This is a genomic window from Pseudofulvibacter geojedonensis (assembly GCF_042675745.1).
In the GTDB taxonomy this organism is placed as follows: Bacteria; Bacteroidota; Bacteroidia; order Flavobacteriales; family Flavobacteriaceae; genus Pseudofulvibacter; species Pseudofulvibacter geojedonensis.
Genome location: NZ_JBHTJM010000001.1, coordinates 95495 through 112601 on the forward strand (window position 1 = coordinate 95495; position 17107 = coordinate 112601).

The 17107-nt window shown below is 32.8% G+C and carries 7 protein-coding genes; 3 read left to right on the forward strand and 4 right to left on the reverse strand.

Features of this window, described 5'->3' with window-relative positions; translation table 11 throughout:
- Positions 1 to 156: 156 nt before the first annotated feature.
- The 3 genes from ACFQ1O_RS00440 to ACFQ1O_RS00450 are packed head-to-tail and all read right to left on the reverse strand — an operon-like array spanning position 157 to position 3583.
- Positions 157 to 1044 (reverse strand): Ppx/GppA phosphatase family protein, encoded by an 888-nt coding sequence (locus ACFQ1O_RS00440; RefSeq protein ID WP_377712156.1) that lies wholly within the window; start codon positions 1042 to 1044, stop codon positions 157 to 159.
- On the reverse strand, positions 1041 to 3101 hold the full coding sequence (gene ppk1, locus ACFQ1O_RS00445; RefSeq protein WP_377712158.1) for a polyphosphate kinase 1: 2061 nt from the start codon (positions 3099 to 3101) through the stop codon (positions 1041 to 1043). The genes ACFQ1O_RS00440 and ppk1 overlap by 4 nt, the downstream gene beginning before the upstream one ends.
- Complete coding sequence (locus ACFQ1O_RS00450) at positions 3098 to 3583, reverse strand: SixA phosphatase family protein (RefSeq protein ID WP_377712160.1); 486 nt, start codon at positions 3581 to 3583, stop codon at positions 3098 to 3100. Before ACFQ1O_RS00450 ends, ppk1 begins: the two co-directional genes overlap by 4 nt.
- A 265-nt stretch (positions 3584 to 3848) precedes the next feature.
- Here ACFQ1O_RS00450 and ACFQ1O_RS00455 point away from each other — a divergent pair, with 265 nt between their 5' ends.
- From ACFQ1O_RS00455 to ACFQ1O_RS00465, 3 genes are all read left to right on the forward strand, one after another.
- The gene (locus tag ACFQ1O_RS00455; protein WP_377712162.1) at positions 3849 to 13013 is read left to right on the forward strand and encodes an HYR-like domain-containing protein; all 9165 of its coding nucleotides are present in this window, start codon (positions 3849 to 3851) and stop codon (positions 13011 to 13013) included.
- A gap of 78 nt (positions 13014 to 13091) precedes the next feature.
- Complete coding sequence (locus tag ACFQ1O_RS00460) at positions 13092 to 14009, forward strand: PorP/SprF family type IX secretion system membrane protein (protein WP_377712164.1); 918 nt, start codon at positions 13092 to 13094, stop codon at positions 14007 to 14009.
- An 80-nt stretch (positions 14010 to 14089) separates the two neighbouring features.
- Positions 14090 to 15991 carry an OmpA family protein gene (locus ACFQ1O_RS00465; RefSeq protein ID WP_377712166.1) on the forward strand — a complete coding sequence of 634 codons (1902 nt, stop codon included), beginning with the start codon at positions 14090 to 14092 and terminating at the stop codon, positions 15989 to 15991.
- A 404-nt stretch (positions 15992 to 16395) separates the two neighbouring features.
- Here ACFQ1O_RS00465 and pdxH read toward each other — a convergent pair whose 3' ends face one another.
- Complete coding sequence (gene pdxH / locus ACFQ1O_RS00470) at positions 16396 to 17040, reverse strand: pyridoxamine 5'-phosphate oxidase (protein WP_377712168.1); 645 nt, start codon at positions 17038 to 17040, stop codon at positions 16396 to 16398.
- Positions 17041 to 17107: the final 67 nt, after the last annotated feature.

The following is a 17107-nucleotide window of genomic DNA, read 5'->3' on the forward strand; positions in this document are numbered from 1 at the left end:
TCTTTGTTGTGCAAAGATTTTTGTTGTTGGGATGAAGTTCTAGTTGTATTAAGAACTCTTATTTAATCTACGAACATTCTTTTGTTTTAAACAAAAAAAGAGCCTTTTAATCGTTAAAAAAAGCTCTTTTCTAGATGAAAAACATTTTTAGAGTACTTATTTATCTGAATAATAAAGTGTTTTTATAATTCCATCTGACAGACCTATTTTAGGTACATATACTTTTTTAGATTTACTCCATTTCATTGCATTTAAGTATATTTTTAATGCAGGTATAATTACATCTGCCCTATCAGGGTTTAAGCCTATTTCAGAAATTCTATCAGCATAAGACATTGCATTAAAAAAATGATATTGAGCATTTAAAAACACATAAGACAATGGTCTATCGGTGGTTTTTCCTGATAACTTATGTATTTTATTAATATTCCCTCCAGAACCTATCATAGTTATTTTTTCATAAGCATTGGTATTCTTCTTAATCCAAGATTCTATATTATTCCACACTTCTTCTGTTATAGACTCATTAATAAGCCTAACTGTGCCTATTTTAAATGATTTTGAATTAATTATTTTACCTCTAGAAAAAACAGTGAATTCTGTACTCCCACCACCAACATCTACATATAAATAATTTTTATCTGGATCTATAAATGTTTTTAAATCTGTAGAGGCAATGATAGCAGCTTCTTTTTTACCATCGATTATTTCGATATCGATATCGCTAGTTTCTTTTATTGCTAAAGCTATATCTTTTCCATTATTAGCCTCTCTCATTGCTGAAGTTGCACAAGCCATATATTTTTCTACACCATGAGATTTCATTAGCAATTTAAAAGCCATCATGGTGTCTTTCATTTTAATAATTTTCTCTGGAGAAATAGTTCCAACAGTAAAAGCATCTTGACCTAAACGAATAGGAACACGTATTAAGGAACTCTTTTTAAAATTTGGGCGCTTCCCTTCTTCTTCAATTACATTTGCTATTAACATTCTTACAGCATTCGATCCAATATCAATTGCTGCATATTTTTTTATAATCATTTACTATTATTTTTATTTAAATAATAACTATACGTTTCTACTTGAGATCTAAAAGTAGGTTCATTAGATTTTACGTACTCATTCTTTTGCTCTTTAGAAAACACTCTTGCTTTAACGTTGTCTTTCCAGCCAATAGTAAAAGTTTCTATAATTTCCTTTTTTATACTTTGATCGTAAATTGGACAAGTAACTTCAACTCTATTATCTAAGTTTCTAGTCATCCAGTCTGATGAGGATATAAATACTTTTTCATTACCATCTGCTCCAAAAATCAACAATCTAGGGTGTTCTAAGTACTTATCTACAACACTAATAGCCTTTATAGATTCACTCAAACCTTTAAGCTGAGGAATTAAACAGCAAACCCCTCTAATTATCATCTGAACTTCTACTCCAGCCTGACTAGCTTCATAAAGCTTATCTACCATTTTATAACTAGTCAAACTATTTAGCTTTAGTCTGATTTTAGCCTGCTTACCTTCTCTTGCCTTAATTATTTCCTGATCTATTAATTTCAAAAATGCATTTTTTGCATAATGAGGAGAAACTAATAAATGTTTGTATTTGTTTACAATGTAGTTTCTATCTAAGAAATTAAATACTTTATTTAAATCTTTTAATATTTCTTGGTTAGCAGTAAACAAGGTATAATCTGTATATACTTTTGCGGTAGAACTATTAAAGTTACCTGTACTTATAAAACCATAGCGTTTTATTTTATTTTCTTCTAATCGTTCTACTAAGCAAACTTTACAATGAACTTTTAAACCTGGTACGCCAAAAATAAGTTTTACCCCTTCATCTTGCATTCTTTGGGCATATAACATGTTTGACTCTTCATCAAAACGGGCTTGTAACTCTATCTGAACAGTAACATCTTTTCCATTTTTAGCAGCATTAATTAAAGAACTAGCAATATGAGATACTTTAGCTAGCCTATAAATAGTTATTTTAATGGCTTTAACCTTTGGGTCTAACGCTGCTTCTCTTAAAAATTTAATAGTATAAGAAAAAGTGTGATAAGGTGTATATTGCAGATAGTCTTGCTGTGCAATTTTGTTAAATAAGTTATCATTTAATGATAGGCCTTTAATTGGGAGAGGTTTGTCTTTTTTATACAATAAATCGGTTCTACCAAAACTAGGAAAATCCATATAGTCTCTCCTAAAATGATACCTACCTCCTGGTATAACACTATCGTTTTCTTCAATACCCATTTTAGACATTAAATAATGCAATGTATCTGCAGCTATATTTTTATCGTAAACAAAACGTACTGGATCACCATCTTTTCTGTTTTTTACACTTTTTGATAATTTTTCAAGAAAGCTTTTTCCTAAATCAGATTCCATATCTAACTCGGCATCACGAGTTATTTTTATCATATGAGCTTCAATAGAATCATAATCAAAAACATTAAATATGGAATTTAAATTATAACGAATTAAATCATCTAAAAGAATAATAGAGTCCTTACTATTAATACGAGGTAAAACAACAAATCTATCAATTGTTCTAGGTATTTCTAACAAAGCATATTTATTATCTCCATTAATAACTGTCATTTTTACTGCTAAGTAAGCCGCAGAATCCTGTAGTCTTGGTATGGGAGTAAAATCGTTTAATAAAATAGCCATTAAAGCTGGACTTACCTTTTCAACATAAAAACGTTTGATAAATTCTTGATGCTCATGATGCTTTATAGAATCTTCGGTTAAAACAAAAATATTTTCAGCCTCTAATTCTTTATAAATAGACTTCAGAATGGTCAAACTTTTTGTTTGTTGTTCTATAACTTCTTTGGTTATAAGATCTAATAACTCATCAGCCTTATAGACCCCTAGAGCTTTTCTACCTCCTTTACCAGCTTCAGAAATTCTTTTTACAGTTGCATATCTTACTTTAAAGAACTCGTCTAAGTTATTAGAAAAAATTCCTATAAAACGTAAGCGTTCTAACAACGGAACCGTTTTATCTGCAGCCTCTTGAAGAACTCTTTCATTAAATTGTAACCAACTTAACTCTCTATTGATGTAACGATTGCTCTTATTTGTCATCTAATTTCTTTTGGAAAAACTTTATAGATTGTAGTTCCTTTTGTAATATTTGCCCAAGAACTGACATTAAAATCAATTACTACAAATCCACAAGTAGGAACATTTTCTACATATATGTTTCCAAAAGTATTGACAAAGTCGGTAACAGCAAAATTATGACCAAAAATCATTAAAGAATTAATGCTATTATCACATTGTTTTACTTGCTGAATGAGATCTAAGCCTGAAAAATCATATAGTTGAGACTTATAAAAAACTTTTTCGATATCTAAATTCCAATTTTTAATAAAATAATTAGCGGTTAACCTAGTTCTGTTTGCTGTAGAACAAAGAACAATTTCTGGATTATCAAATAACTCATTGGTATACTTTGATAATAATTCGGCATCATTTTCTCCTCTTTTTTTTAATGGTCTATCATGATCTTTTAGATTATATTTCCAAGAAGATTTTGCATGCCTAATTATAAACAGTTTTTTCATTTTTATTTTTTTTATTAAAAAACTACATATATAATATTAATAATATAAGCATTTTTTTATTAACAATTATTTATTTTTTAATTAGTTTTTTTACTAAATTTGAAAAACACAATTGATTTAACTAGTCTTAATTGTTTATCTAAATTCTTTAATTATTCTAGTTATTTTTTCTTAAACCTGTCCAATTAAGCGCCCTAGTCTTAAATTGAACAGTTATACATCCTACCTATGTTATCATTAATAACAAATGAAAACATTGGGGGTTATGAAAAATTTTGTTTTACCATTATTGGTACTATTATGTTTGTATGGTACTAATTCAACTTTCGCACAATTAAATCCAGAAGATGATTTAAGAGATCTGGATCTTGGATGCAACTCTAACAACTACACAATTTTAGAAGTATTTCTAGCAGGCAGTCCAACAGATTCATCTGTTCCAGTTTCTCCTTGTAATCCAGGAGATCCTGTAATGGCTTATGTTTGGTCTAATTACTCTTCTAATTCAAATTCTAACGTTAGTGCTTTTACCATTTTTGCAGATTTAACATTAAATCATCAAGATGGTACAACAGATACTATTTTTTATCAACATTGTGTTGGAGACTTATCTAGCTCTAACAATGGAGTTAATGAAATTATGATTGATTCTATAAATTGGACTTGTGGAGATGAAATCATTTTCTCTAATGCAACTTTAGGATGGGTTACAGCAGGAGGAATAGATTGTAACAATGTTCAAATAACTGATTTTAACAAAGCTCAATGTGATAATGTAGGTGATATATTAGTAGATGCACCATTAGTTGCAAATTTTATAACGGATGTAGATTGTAGTACAGACTATACAGCAAACTTTACTTCTACCACTACCGGTGGTTTAGTAAGAGATCCTAACGACCCAATTGATGTTCTACTTCCTAACCCATACCAGTATACTTGGGATTGGGGACATTCAGGAGTTGGTACCGGTCCTATTGAGGGACCTAGCCCTTTCATGCCTTCTGATGCTACTTTTTCTCACACCTTCCCAAGTGCTGGAACATATAGTGTAACCCTTATAGTTACTGATGGTAATGGTACATCAGATACAATAATAAAAAATGTTACTGTTTATGATATTATTACATTATCTGAAACTCATATTGATATAAGTTGTAATGCAAGTAATGATGCATCCATAGATTTAACAGTATCTGGAGGTTTAGCTCCATACACCTATGATTGGGATAATGACGGATTAGAAGACCCTGATAATGATACACAAGATTTAAATAGCCTATCGGCTGGAGACTATACGGTAATTGTAACTGATGCAAACGGATGTACAGATACAATGACTGTAACTATTAATGAAGGTGATAACAATCCACCTACGGCCACTAACCCTAACTCAATAAATGTTCAATGTAGCGCAGATGTACCAGATCCTGATATTAATGTAGTTGATGATGAAACTGATGATAGTGGCACTCCTACTGTTGCTTGGATTTCTGATGTATCTGATAACAATTCTTGTCCGGAAGTAATTACAAGAACTTACTCTGTAACAGACGATTGTGGTAACTCAATTAACGTTACTCAAACCATTACTATTGATGATGACATTTTGCCTACTGCTTCTAATCCAGATTCAGTAAGCATACAATGTTCTGCAGATTTACCTGTTGTAGACATAGAAGTAGTTACAGATGAAGCTGATAATTGTACGGCTAATCCAGTAGTTGCTTGGGTTTCTGATGTGTCGGACAATAATTCTTGTCCAGAAGTAATTACAAGAACTTACTCTGTAACAGATGATTGTGGTAACTCAATTAACGTTACTCAAACTATTACTATTAATGATGATACTTTGCCAACTGCTTCTAATCCTGATCCAATAAGCATACAATGTTCAGCAGATATTCCTGCTATAGATATCGAAGTAGTTACCGATGAAGCAGATAACTGTACAGCTAATCCAGTAGTTGCTTGGGTTTCTGATGTGTCGGACAATAATTCTTGTCCGGAAGTAATTACAAGAACTTACTCTGTAACAGATGATTGTGGTAACTCTATTAATGTTACTCAAACCATTACTATTGATGATGACATTTTGCCTACTGCTTCTAATCCAGATTCAGTAAGCATACAATGTTCTGCAGATTTACCTGTTGTAGACATAGAAGTAGTTACAGATGAAGCTGATAACTGTACAGCTAATCCAGTAGTTGCTTGGGTTTCTGATGTATCTGATAACAATTCTTGTCCAGAAGTAATCACAAGAACTTACTCTGTAACAGATGATTGTGGTAACTCAATTAACGTTATACAAACCATTACTATTGATGATGACATTTTGCCTACTGCTTCTAATCCAGATTCAGTAAGCATACAATGTTCTGCAGATTTACCTGTTGTAGACATAGAAGTAGTTACAGATGAAGCTGATAACTGTACAGCTAATCCAGTAGTTGCTTGGGTTTCTGATGTATCTGATAACAATTCTTGTCCAGAAGTAATTACAAGAACTTACTCTGTAACAGATGATTGTGGTAATTCAATTAACGTTACACAAACCATTACTATTGATGATGATATTTTACCTACAGCTTCTAATCCAGATTCAGTAAGCATACAATGTTCTGCAGATTTACCTGCTGTAGATATAGAAGTAGTTACAGATGAAGCTGATAACTGTACAGCTAATCCAGTAGTTGCTTGGGTTTCTGATGTGTCAGACAATAATTCTTGTCCAGAAGTAATTACAAGAACCTATTCTGTAACAGATGATTGTGGTAACTCAATTAACGTTACACAAACCATTATTATTGATGATGATGTTCTTCCTACTGCTTCTAATCCAGATCCGGTAAGCATACAGTGTTCAGCAGATATCCCTGCTGTAGATATAGAAGTAGTTACGGATGAAGCTGATAACTGTACAGCTAATCCAGTAGTTGTTTGGGTTTCTGATGTATCAGATAACAATTCTTGTCCAGAAGTAATTACAAGAACTTATTCAGTAACAGATGATTGTGGTAACTCTATTAACGTTACTCAAACCATTACTATTGATGACGATATTTTGCCTACTGCTTCCAATCCAGATCCAGTAAGCATACAATGTTCAGCAGATATTCCTGTTGTAGATATCGAAGTAGTTACAGATGAAGCTGATAACTGTACCACTAATCCAGTAGTTGCTTGGGTTTCTGATATATCAGATAACAATTCTTGTCCAGAAGTAATTACAAGAACTTATTCAGTAACAGATGATTGTGGTAACTCTATTAACGTTACTCAAACCATTACTATTGATGATACTATCGCGCCAGATATTTCAGCTTGTAATTTAGATATTAACACTTCGTTAGATTGTGATGCATCCAACAATGAAACAGCTGCAGACCAATGGAACGCAGACAATCTTGCTACAATTCAAGCTTGTGCTACAGATAACTGTGATATAGACTTAACAGTTACTTCAGATTATAATTTCAGTAACTTAAACCAAGTTTGTGGACCTTGTGGTACTTTAAGTGTAACTTATAATGTAATAGATGATTGTGGTAACAACACTCCTATTACACTTAACTTATCTTTTAATGATAATACCATTCCTGATTTATCAAACTGTAATGTTACAGATGAAACTATAGAATGTGACGGAACTAATAATGAGGCTATAGCAGATCAATGGAATGCAGATAATATTGCTGAATTAGAATCTTGTGCTCAAGATGATACTGCTGTTACAGTTAATTCTAACTATTCATTTACCAACTTAAATTCTACTTGTGGTTTAGGCGGTACTATTCTTGTAACTTATACTGTAACAGATGAATGTGGTGGTTCAGCTTCTTTAAATGCTACTTTAACTTTAAACGACTCTACTCCACCTAACTTAGATGCATGTTCAGTAACCAATACTACTATTGAATGTGACGGTACTAACAATGAGGCTATAGCAGATCAGTGGAATGCAGATAATATTGCTGCTCTAGAATCATGTGTTGCTGATAGTTGTGATCCTGATTTCTCAGGACAAGTAACTTCTAATTATGCGTATAGCAACTTAAGCTCTACTTGTGGTTTAGGTGGTTCTATTGCCGTTATCTATACAATTACTGATGATTGTGGTAACTCAAGTACATTAAATGCTACTTTAACTTTAAACGACTCTACTCCACCTAACTTAGACGCATGTTCGGTAACCAATACAACTATTGAGTGTGATGGTACTAACAATGAGTCTATAGCAGATCAGTGGAATGCAGATAATATTGCTGCTCTAGAATCATGTGTTGCTGATAGTTGTGATCCTGATTTCTCAGGGCAAGTAACTTCTAATTATGCATATAGCAACTTAAGCTCTACTTGTGGTTTAGGTGGTACTATTGAGGTTATCTATACAATTACTGATGATTGTGGTAACTCAAGTACATTAAATGCAACCTTAACTTTAAACGATTCTACTCCACCTAACTTAGACGCATGTTCGGTAACCAATACAACTATTGAGTGTGATGGTACTAACAATGAGTCTATAGCAGATCAGTGGAATGCAGATAATATTGCTGCTCTAGAATCATGTGTTGCTGATAGTTGTGATCCTGATTTCTCAGGGCAAGTAACTTCTAATTATGCATATAGCAACTTAAGCTCTACTTGTGGTTTAGGTGGTTCTATTGAGGTTATCTATACAATCACTGATGATTGTGGGAACTCAAGTACGTTAAATGCTACTTTAACTTTAAACGATTCTACTCCTCCTAATTTAGACGCATGTTCGGTTACCGATACAACTATTGAGTGTGACGGTACTAACAATGAGGCTATAGCAGATCAGTGGAATGCAGATAATATTGCTGCTCTTGAATCATGTGTAGCTGATAGTTGTGATCCTGATTTCTCAGGGCAAGTAACTTCTAATTATGCATATAGCAACTTAAGTTCTACTTGTGGTTTAGGTGGTACTATTGCTGTTATCTATACAATTACTGATGATTGTGGTAACTTAAGTACATTAAACGCCACCTTAACGTTAAACGACTCTACTCCTCCTAACTTAGACGCATGTTCAGTAACCAATACAACTATTGAGTGTGATGGTACTAACAATGAGGCTATAGCAGATCAGTGGAATGCAGATAATATTGCTGCTCTTGAATCATGTGTAGCTGATAGTTGTGATCCTGATTTCTCAGGGCAAGTAACTTCTAATTATGCATATAGCAACTTAAGTTCTACTTGTGGTTTAGGTGGTACTATTGCTGTTATCTATACAATTACTGATGATTGTGGTAACTCAAGTACATTAAATGCTACTTTAACTTTAAACGACTCTACTCCTCCTAACTTAGACGCATGTTCGGTAACCGATACTACTATTGAATGTGATGGTACTAACAATGAGTCTATAGCAGATCAGTGGAATGCAGACAATATAGCTGCTCTAGAATCATGTGTAGCTGATAGTTGTGATCCTGATTTTTCAGGGCAAGTAACTTCTAATTATGCATATAGCAACTTAAACTCTACTTGTGGTTTAGGTGGTACTATTGCCGTTATCTATACAATTACTGATGATTGTGGTAACTCAAGTACATTAAATGCAACCTTAACTTTAAACGATTCTACTCCTCCTAACTTAGACGCATGTTCGGTAACCAATCAAGTATTAGAATGTACAGATGACAATCAAGCTGCTGCAGATGCGTGGAATGCTGCTAATATAGCTGCTTTAGAATCGTGTGTTGCTGATAGTTGTGATCCTGATTTCTCAGGACAAGTAATTTCAGATTATGATTTTGATAATTTAAATACTACTTGTGGTCCTTGTGGTTCTATTAACGTGACCTATACCATAACAGACGATTGTGGTAACTCAAGTACACTAAGCGCTATCCTTTCTTTTGATGATATTACAATACCTGATTTATCTGATTGTGATGTAAATAGCTTAACACTAGAATGTGATGGAACAAATAACGAATCTATCGCAGACCAATGGAATGCAGACAATATTACTGCTTTACAAGCCTGTGCTAATGACTTAGGTATAACCGTTACTTCAGATTATAGCTTTAGCAACTTAAATGTTTCTTGTGGACAAGCAGGCTCTATCCCAGTAACTTATACAGTTACTGATGACTGTGACAATAGTGCTACTTTAAATGTAACTATTACTTTTGAAGATACCACTGCTCCTAACTTAGACGCATGTTCGGTAACCGATACAACTATTGAGTGTGACGGTACTAACAATCAGTCTATAGCAGATCAGTGGAATGCAGATAATATTACTGCTCTTGAATCATGTGTAGCTGATAGTTGTGATCCTGATTTCTCAGGGCAAGTAACTTCTAACTATACATATAATAACTTAAGCTCTACTTGTGGTTTAGGTGGTACTATTGCTGTTATCTATACAATTACTGATGATTGTGGTAACTCAAGTACATTAAACGCTACCTTAACTTTAAACGATTCTACTCCTCCTAACTTAGACGCATGTTCGGTAACCAATACAACTATTGAGTGTGACGGTACTAACAATGAGTCTATAGCAGATCAGTGGAATGCAGATAATATTACTGCTCTTGAATCTTGTGTAGCTGATAGTTGTGATCCTGATTTTTCAGGGCAAGTAACTTCTAATTATGCATATAGCAACTTAAGTTCTACTTGTGGTTTAGGTGGCACTATTGCCGTTATCTATACAATTACTGACGATTGTGGTAACTCAAGTACATTAAATGCTACTTTAACTTTAAACGATTCTACTCCTCCTAACTTAGATGGGTGTTCGGTAACCAATCAAGTATTAGAATGTACAGATGACAATCAAGCTGCTGCAGATGCGTGGAATGCTGCTAACATAGCTGCTTTAGAAGCTTGTGTTGCTGATAGTTGTGATCCTGATTTTTCAGGACAAGTAACTTCTGATTACAATTTTGATAATTTAAATACAACTTGTGGTCCTTGTGGTTCTATTAACGTAACCTACACCATAACAGACGATTGTGGTAACTCAAGTATACTAAGTGCTATCCTTTCTTTTGATGATATTACAATACCTGATTTATCTGATTGTGATGTAAATAGCTTAACACTAGAATGTGATGGAACAAATAACGAATCTATAGCAGATCAGTGGAATGCAGACAATATTGCTGCTCTACAAGCCTGTGCTAACGACTTAGGTATAACCGTTACTTCAGATTATAGCTTTAGCAACTTAAATGTTTCTTGTGGACTAGCAGGTTCTATTCCAGTAACTTATACTGTTACTGATGACTGTGACAATAGTGCTACTTTAAATGTAACTCTTACTTTTGAAGATACCACTGCTCCTACTTTTAATGAAAATTTACCTGGAGATATTACAGTAGAATGTGATGAAGTACCGCAAGCTGAAACATTAACTGCTGGAGATTCTTGCGATAACGATATTCAAATATCATTTAGCGAAAGCTTTAGTGGACAAGATGATGAATGTGCTAATGAATATACTATTACAAGAACTTGGGTAGCTACTGATTGTGCAAGTAACTCATTCTCGCACACTCAAACAATCACTGTAATAGATTCAGATGCTCCAGAGTTTGTAGCTAGTTCTTTACCACAAGACATGACTGTTGAGTGTGATGACGATATTCCTAATTTAAACGATGTAGTTCTTGAAGCTATTGATAACTGTGCTGATGTAAGTGACATTACCATCACTCCTTCTGAAGTAATTTCAGGGCAAGACGATGAATGTGCTAACGAATATACTATTACAAGAACTTGGATAGCTACAGACTGTGCTGGTAATTCATTCTCACATACTCAAGTAATCACTGTAATAGATTCAGATGCACCAGAATTTGTAGCTAGTTCATTGCCTCAAGATATGACTGTTGAGTGTGATGATTCTATACCAGACTTAGAAGATGTTATACTAGAGGTTACAGACAATTGTGCTGAAGCCAATGATATTACTATTACTCCTTTCGAAGTAATTTCAGGGCAAGATGATGAATGTGCAAATGAATATACAATTACAAGAAGCTGGACAGCTACAGATTGTGCCGGTAATAAAACGGAACATATTCAAATCATAACCGTTATAGATAGTACAGCACCAGATTTTTCTGGAGAATTACCACAGGATATCACTTTAAACTGTCATGATACCATTCCTAGTTTAGATGATGTTATAGTAACTGCTGTAGATAATTGTAACTCTGATACTAATATTACTATTACTGCTTCAGAAGATGTTGAAGGTCAAGATGATGAATGTGCAGGTGCTTACTCTATTATCAGAACTTGGACCGCTACAGATTGTGCTGGTAACAGTAAAACCTATCAGCAAATTATTACAGTTGAAGATAACTCTGCTCCAGTTATAGAGGTAGATGCACAAGATTTAACAGTAGAATGTAGTGATTATACTGAAGAAATGTTTGAAGATTGGTTAGCAACTTTTGGTGGAGCTACAGCTACAGATAACTGTTCTGAAGTAACCTGGACAAACAACTATACTGAAGATAAATGGATTGATGGTTGTGGTAGTCAGCAATATATAGAAGTAACATTCACCGCAGCAGATCCTTGTGGAAATACTGCAACTACAAGTGCTATATTTAGCATAGAAGATACTATTGCTCCTACCATACTTACTGAATTAGAGTCAGAAATAACTGTTTTTTGTACAGAAATTCCTGAAGTACCAGAAATCGAAGCTACAGACAATTGTGATGAAGATGTAACTATTGAATTTAATGAAGAAATTGTAACAGTTTCCGGAGATAGTGATTATGATATTGTTTGGTCGTGGATTGTTTCCGATGAGTGTGATAATATAAGTACAATACAACAGGTAATTCATGTAACTACCAATGAAGTAATTACTCAAAATATTGAGCTTTGTATAGATGATGAAGTTTTAGACTTATATACATTGATAAACGATGAATATCATGGTACTGGTTACTTCGAAGTAACTTCTGGTCAGTATACAATTATAGATCATCATTTCGATCCAACCATTGCTCCAGTAGGTCAATATACTATTACCTATTACACAGATGATGAATGTAACCTTACAGGAACTATTACCATCATAGTAGATGATGAGTGCTTTGACTGCACAGACGATATGTATATTTCTAAAGTAGTTACTCCTAATGGAGATATTTATAATGATTTCTTTAAAGTAGAAGGTCTAGATGACTGTGGTACACCTACTTTAAAAATATTTAACCGTTGGGGGAACCTAGTTTTCGAAAGCAACAACTACGACTCTAAAAAAGGTGGTTGGAGAGGAAATGCTCATGCAGGTGGATCTACCATTGGTAGTGGAACTAAATTACCACATGGTACGTACTATTATATAATTGAAATTAAAAACAGCGATGTAGATCCTATAACTGGACACGTGTTTTTAGGAACAGACTAACAACTTAACACAATCATACGGCAACACACACCCCAAGGTGTTCCATCTGAGTAATTACTAATTTAATACTAAAAACAGATGAAAAAGATAATTTTAATCGCGATTGCCCTAATAAGTTCTCAATACAATTGTAATGCGCAACAACAACCGCAATTTACACACTATATGTATAACACCATTGCTGTTAACCCAGGCTATACTGGTAGTAGAGATGCTCTAGCCATTAATGCTGTGAATAGAAATCAATGGGTTGGATTTGATGATGAAGTTCCTAGAACTACAACCATTTCCGTTCATTCTCCTCTAAGAAACGAAAATATGGGATTGGGTATTTCTGTAATGCACGACCAATCAGGTTATGAAAACTTCTCATATGTATATGCAGATTATTCATATACTATAAAAGTAAAAGAAGATCATCATTTAGCTTTTGGAGTCAAGGCTGGTTTTAGTCAATATAAAATTGATCCTGAATTATTTACGTATCAAGAAGTTTTAAACGATCCATATTTTCAAGATCAATTAAACAGATGGACTCCTAACGTTGGGGTTGGTATGTATTATCATACAGAAAAATGGTATGCAGGTCTATCGTCTCCAAGAATATTAAACAACGACTATAACAAGGACAGTGAATATGTTGCACTTGAACAAAATCATTATTACCTAATTGGTGGTTATGTTTTTGACATGACATCAAACACCAAGTTTAGACCTTCTTTTTCTACGAAATATACAAGTGGAGCTCCTTTGTCTGTAGAAGGGAGTGCAGTATTTCTTTTCTATGAAAAATTTTGGTTAGGAGCTTCCTACAGAGTTGATGATGCCATTGGAGCACTATTCGATTTTAAGTTAAATAAACAATTTAGGATTGGATATGCATTTGAATATCCGGTAACAGATATAGCCAGATATACATCTGGAACACACGAAGTAATGCTTATTTATGAATTTAAATATAATAACAGTAGATATAAATCACCTAGGTATTTTTAATAGCGTGCAAAGCTAACCTAAGTCTATAATCTATATATCGAGCGCCTAGGTGATTTTATAACACTTTAAATTATTTTATTATGAAACGTATCGTCCTTTTAATAATAGCTACCTTATTTAGCTTGACAGCTTTTAGTCAACTAGGTAAGAAAAAATATGCTGATAAATTATATAATGAATTCTCATTTATAAAAGCCGTTGAAGTTTACAATGAAATGTATCAGAAAAAACCTGACAATTTTCATATTAATGAGCGATTAGCGAATTGCTATATGTTTTTGAGGCAACCAGAAAATGCTTTAAAACATTACAAAAATGTAGTAAGAAAATCGGCTAATCCAAAATATTATTTAGCATATGCTCAAGCTTTAAGAGGTGCTGGAGAGTATAAAAAATCAGAAAAATGGATGCGTAAATTCAAAAATATTGGAGGGAAAGATACCCGTGCCAATCAATTTTTTGACAATCCTGATTTTTTTGATTTAATATATAACAAAGAAAAACGATATGCTTTAAAAAACCATCCTGCAAATACATATAATAGTGATTATGGAGCTATAAAATACAACGGAGAAACCTATTTTGTTTCAGCAAGAAATGATGAAGATGCAAGTACAAAAAGAGTGTATAACTGGAACAACCAACCTTTTCTTGACATTTTTAAATTAAATGATTCTAGTAGTGTTGCTATACGCTTACCAGAGTCAATTAACACAAAGTTTCATGAAGGAGCAGCCTGCTTCACTCCTAACGGTAAATATATGTATTTCACTAGAAACAACTATCATAACAAAAAGGCTATTAAAGACTCTGAGGGAACTAATAACTTAAAAATATTTAGAGCCGAATTGATTAACAACGAATGGGTAAACAGTAGACCTTTATTTTTTAGTAGCGATGAATATTCTGTAGGTCATCCTTCTATTAGTAGCGATGGAAAATATTTCTTTTTTACTTCAGACATGCCTGGTGGTTATGGAGGAACAGATATTTATGTTTGTGAAGTACACGAACGTGGAGGCTTAAAAAAACCCATGAATTTAGGACCAATTATTAATACAGAAGGGAATGAAATGTTTCCGTTTTTCCATCAAAAAGAAAACAGATTATATTTTTCTTCAGATGGTCATTTAGGTTTAGGACAGCTAGATATATTTACAGCAGAATTAAAAGATAACACATATAGTAATGTAACCAACCTTGGAGAACCTGTGAATAGTATTGCAGATGATTTTGCTTATAATTTAAATGAGTTAGGAAACGAAGGATTTCTTTCTTCAAACCGAGAAGGTGGCGTTGGAGACGATGATATATATACTTTTACCAGAAGAAGAGACTTTACACTTAAAGGTAGAATAACAGATAAGATAACCAAAGAACCACTTGAGGGAGCTACTATAATACTGTCTGATAGCGATGGAAATATTTTACATGAAGTAGTTACAGCTGAAGATGGTTACTATGAAAAACTAATCAAAAGAAATCATAACTATCAAATAAATGGTGATAAACCAAAATTTGAGAACGATTTTAAAGCCTTCAACTCATTTAATCAAGAAGAATATACAGAAATGATTGTAAATCTTGAATTAGATCCGCTTAGAGATATGAATATATTAGCTGGATTAAGTGCAGATATTATTTACTTTGATTTTGATAAATGGGATATTAGAGAAGATGCAAAACCTGAGCTCAACAAAATTATTGCGGTAATGAATAAATACAAAAATATGGTTATTCATATTGAATCTCACACAGATTCTAGAGGATCTGCAGCGTATAATGAAAAACTCTCTTCTAAAAGAGCAGAATCAACTTATAATTACTTTATAGAGCAAGGTATAGAAACAAGTAGAATAACATCTCATAAAGGATATGGAGAATATCAATTAACTAATGATTGCGGGGATGGTAAAAAGTGTAATGAAGATCAACATCAAGCAAATAGACGAACAGAATTTGTGATTGAGAAAATGAATTAAAACATCACCTTTTATAGTGATATCATCAATATAACTGTTTATTTTTTAAATAAAAATCATTATTTTAACAAATATTACGTATATTTATAATCCCAAAAAACTCATTCCTCTAAAAATTACTATTATTAAAAAGTAGTTAAACAATTATCAATAAAATAATCTAGAGACTACTTCGTATATTTAAATTATCGAAGATTGTGTAATTATTAGGGTTTAAGTCGATATAATGCGGAGTGGTTCTCTTTTTATACAAACCAAGTAATAAATTCCCCCATCAAAAAAATACTTACTAAAATGTAGTTAATCAAATTTTTAAATATTATAACTACTTCACGTAATTAAATTATCGAAGATTGTGTAATTATTAGGGTTTAAGTCGATATCATGTGAAGTAGTTATTTTTTTTATGGAGCTAATCTATCTATCTTCCAAGAAAAATCCTCTTCTAGCTTATACCTTATTCTGTCATGAAGTCTATTTGGTCTACCTTGCCAAAATTCAATTTCAACCGGTTTTACAATATACCCTCCCCAATGTTCTGGCCTCGGTATTTCTTTTCCTTCATAATACAATTCTAACTCCTTCAACTTGTTTTCTAGGTCTTTTTTTTGAACCACTTTACTTTGATTAGACACGTGTGCACCTAGCTGACTTCCTCTAGGCCTACTAGCAAAATAACCATCTGATACTGAATTAGAAACCTTTTCTGCTTTACCCTTTATAATTACTTGCTTTTCGGCAGAATGCCAAAAAAAAGACAAACAAACCTGATTATTATGAGCTATAGCTTTTCCCTTTTCACTATTGTAATTAGTATAAAAAATAAATCCTTCGTGAGTATATTTTTTTAACAGTACTACTCTACTTTTTGGAAAACCATCTTTACCAATTGTAGATACAGTCATTGCATTAGCTTCATCAACCGTATCTGACCTGTCCACTTCATAAAACCAAGTTTGAAATAATTGCAATGGATTATCTGGAACATTATTTAATAATAGTTCAGACTTCTCATAAGACTTCCTGTAATTACTTAAATCCTTTTGCATTAAAATCATATTAATTGATACACAAAAGTAGTTTTTAAATCAGTTTTAATCGTTATTTTTATAAAAA

Coding starts and splice junctions, on each gene's coding strand:
- ACFQ1O_RS00440 (WP_377712156.1), bottom strand. CDS start 1,044: ATGATTATAAAAAAATATGCAGCAATTGATATTGGATCGAATGCTGTA.
- ppk1 (WP_377712158.1), bottom strand. CDS start 3,101: ATGACAAATAAGAGCAATCGTTACATCAATAGAGAGTTAAGTTGGTTA.
- ACFQ1O_RS00450 (WP_377712160.1), bottom strand. CDS start 3,583: ATGAAAAAACTGTTTATAATTAGGCATGCAAAATCTTCTTGGAAATAT.
- ACFQ1O_RS00455 (WP_377712162.1), top strand. CDS start 3,849: ATGAAAAATTTTGTTTTACCATTATTGGTACTATTATGTTTGTATGGT.
- ACFQ1O_RS00460 (WP_377712164.1), top strand. CDS start 13,092: ATGAAAAAGATAATTTTAATCGCGATTGCCCTAATAAGTTCTCAATAC.
- ACFQ1O_RS00465 (WP_377712166.1), top strand. CDS start 14,090: ATGAAACGTATCGTCCTTTTAATAATAGCTACCTTATTTAGCTTGACA.
- pdxH (WP_377712168.1), bottom strand. CDS start 17,040: ATGCAAAAGGATTTAAGTAATTACAGGAAGTCTTATGAGAAGTCTGAA.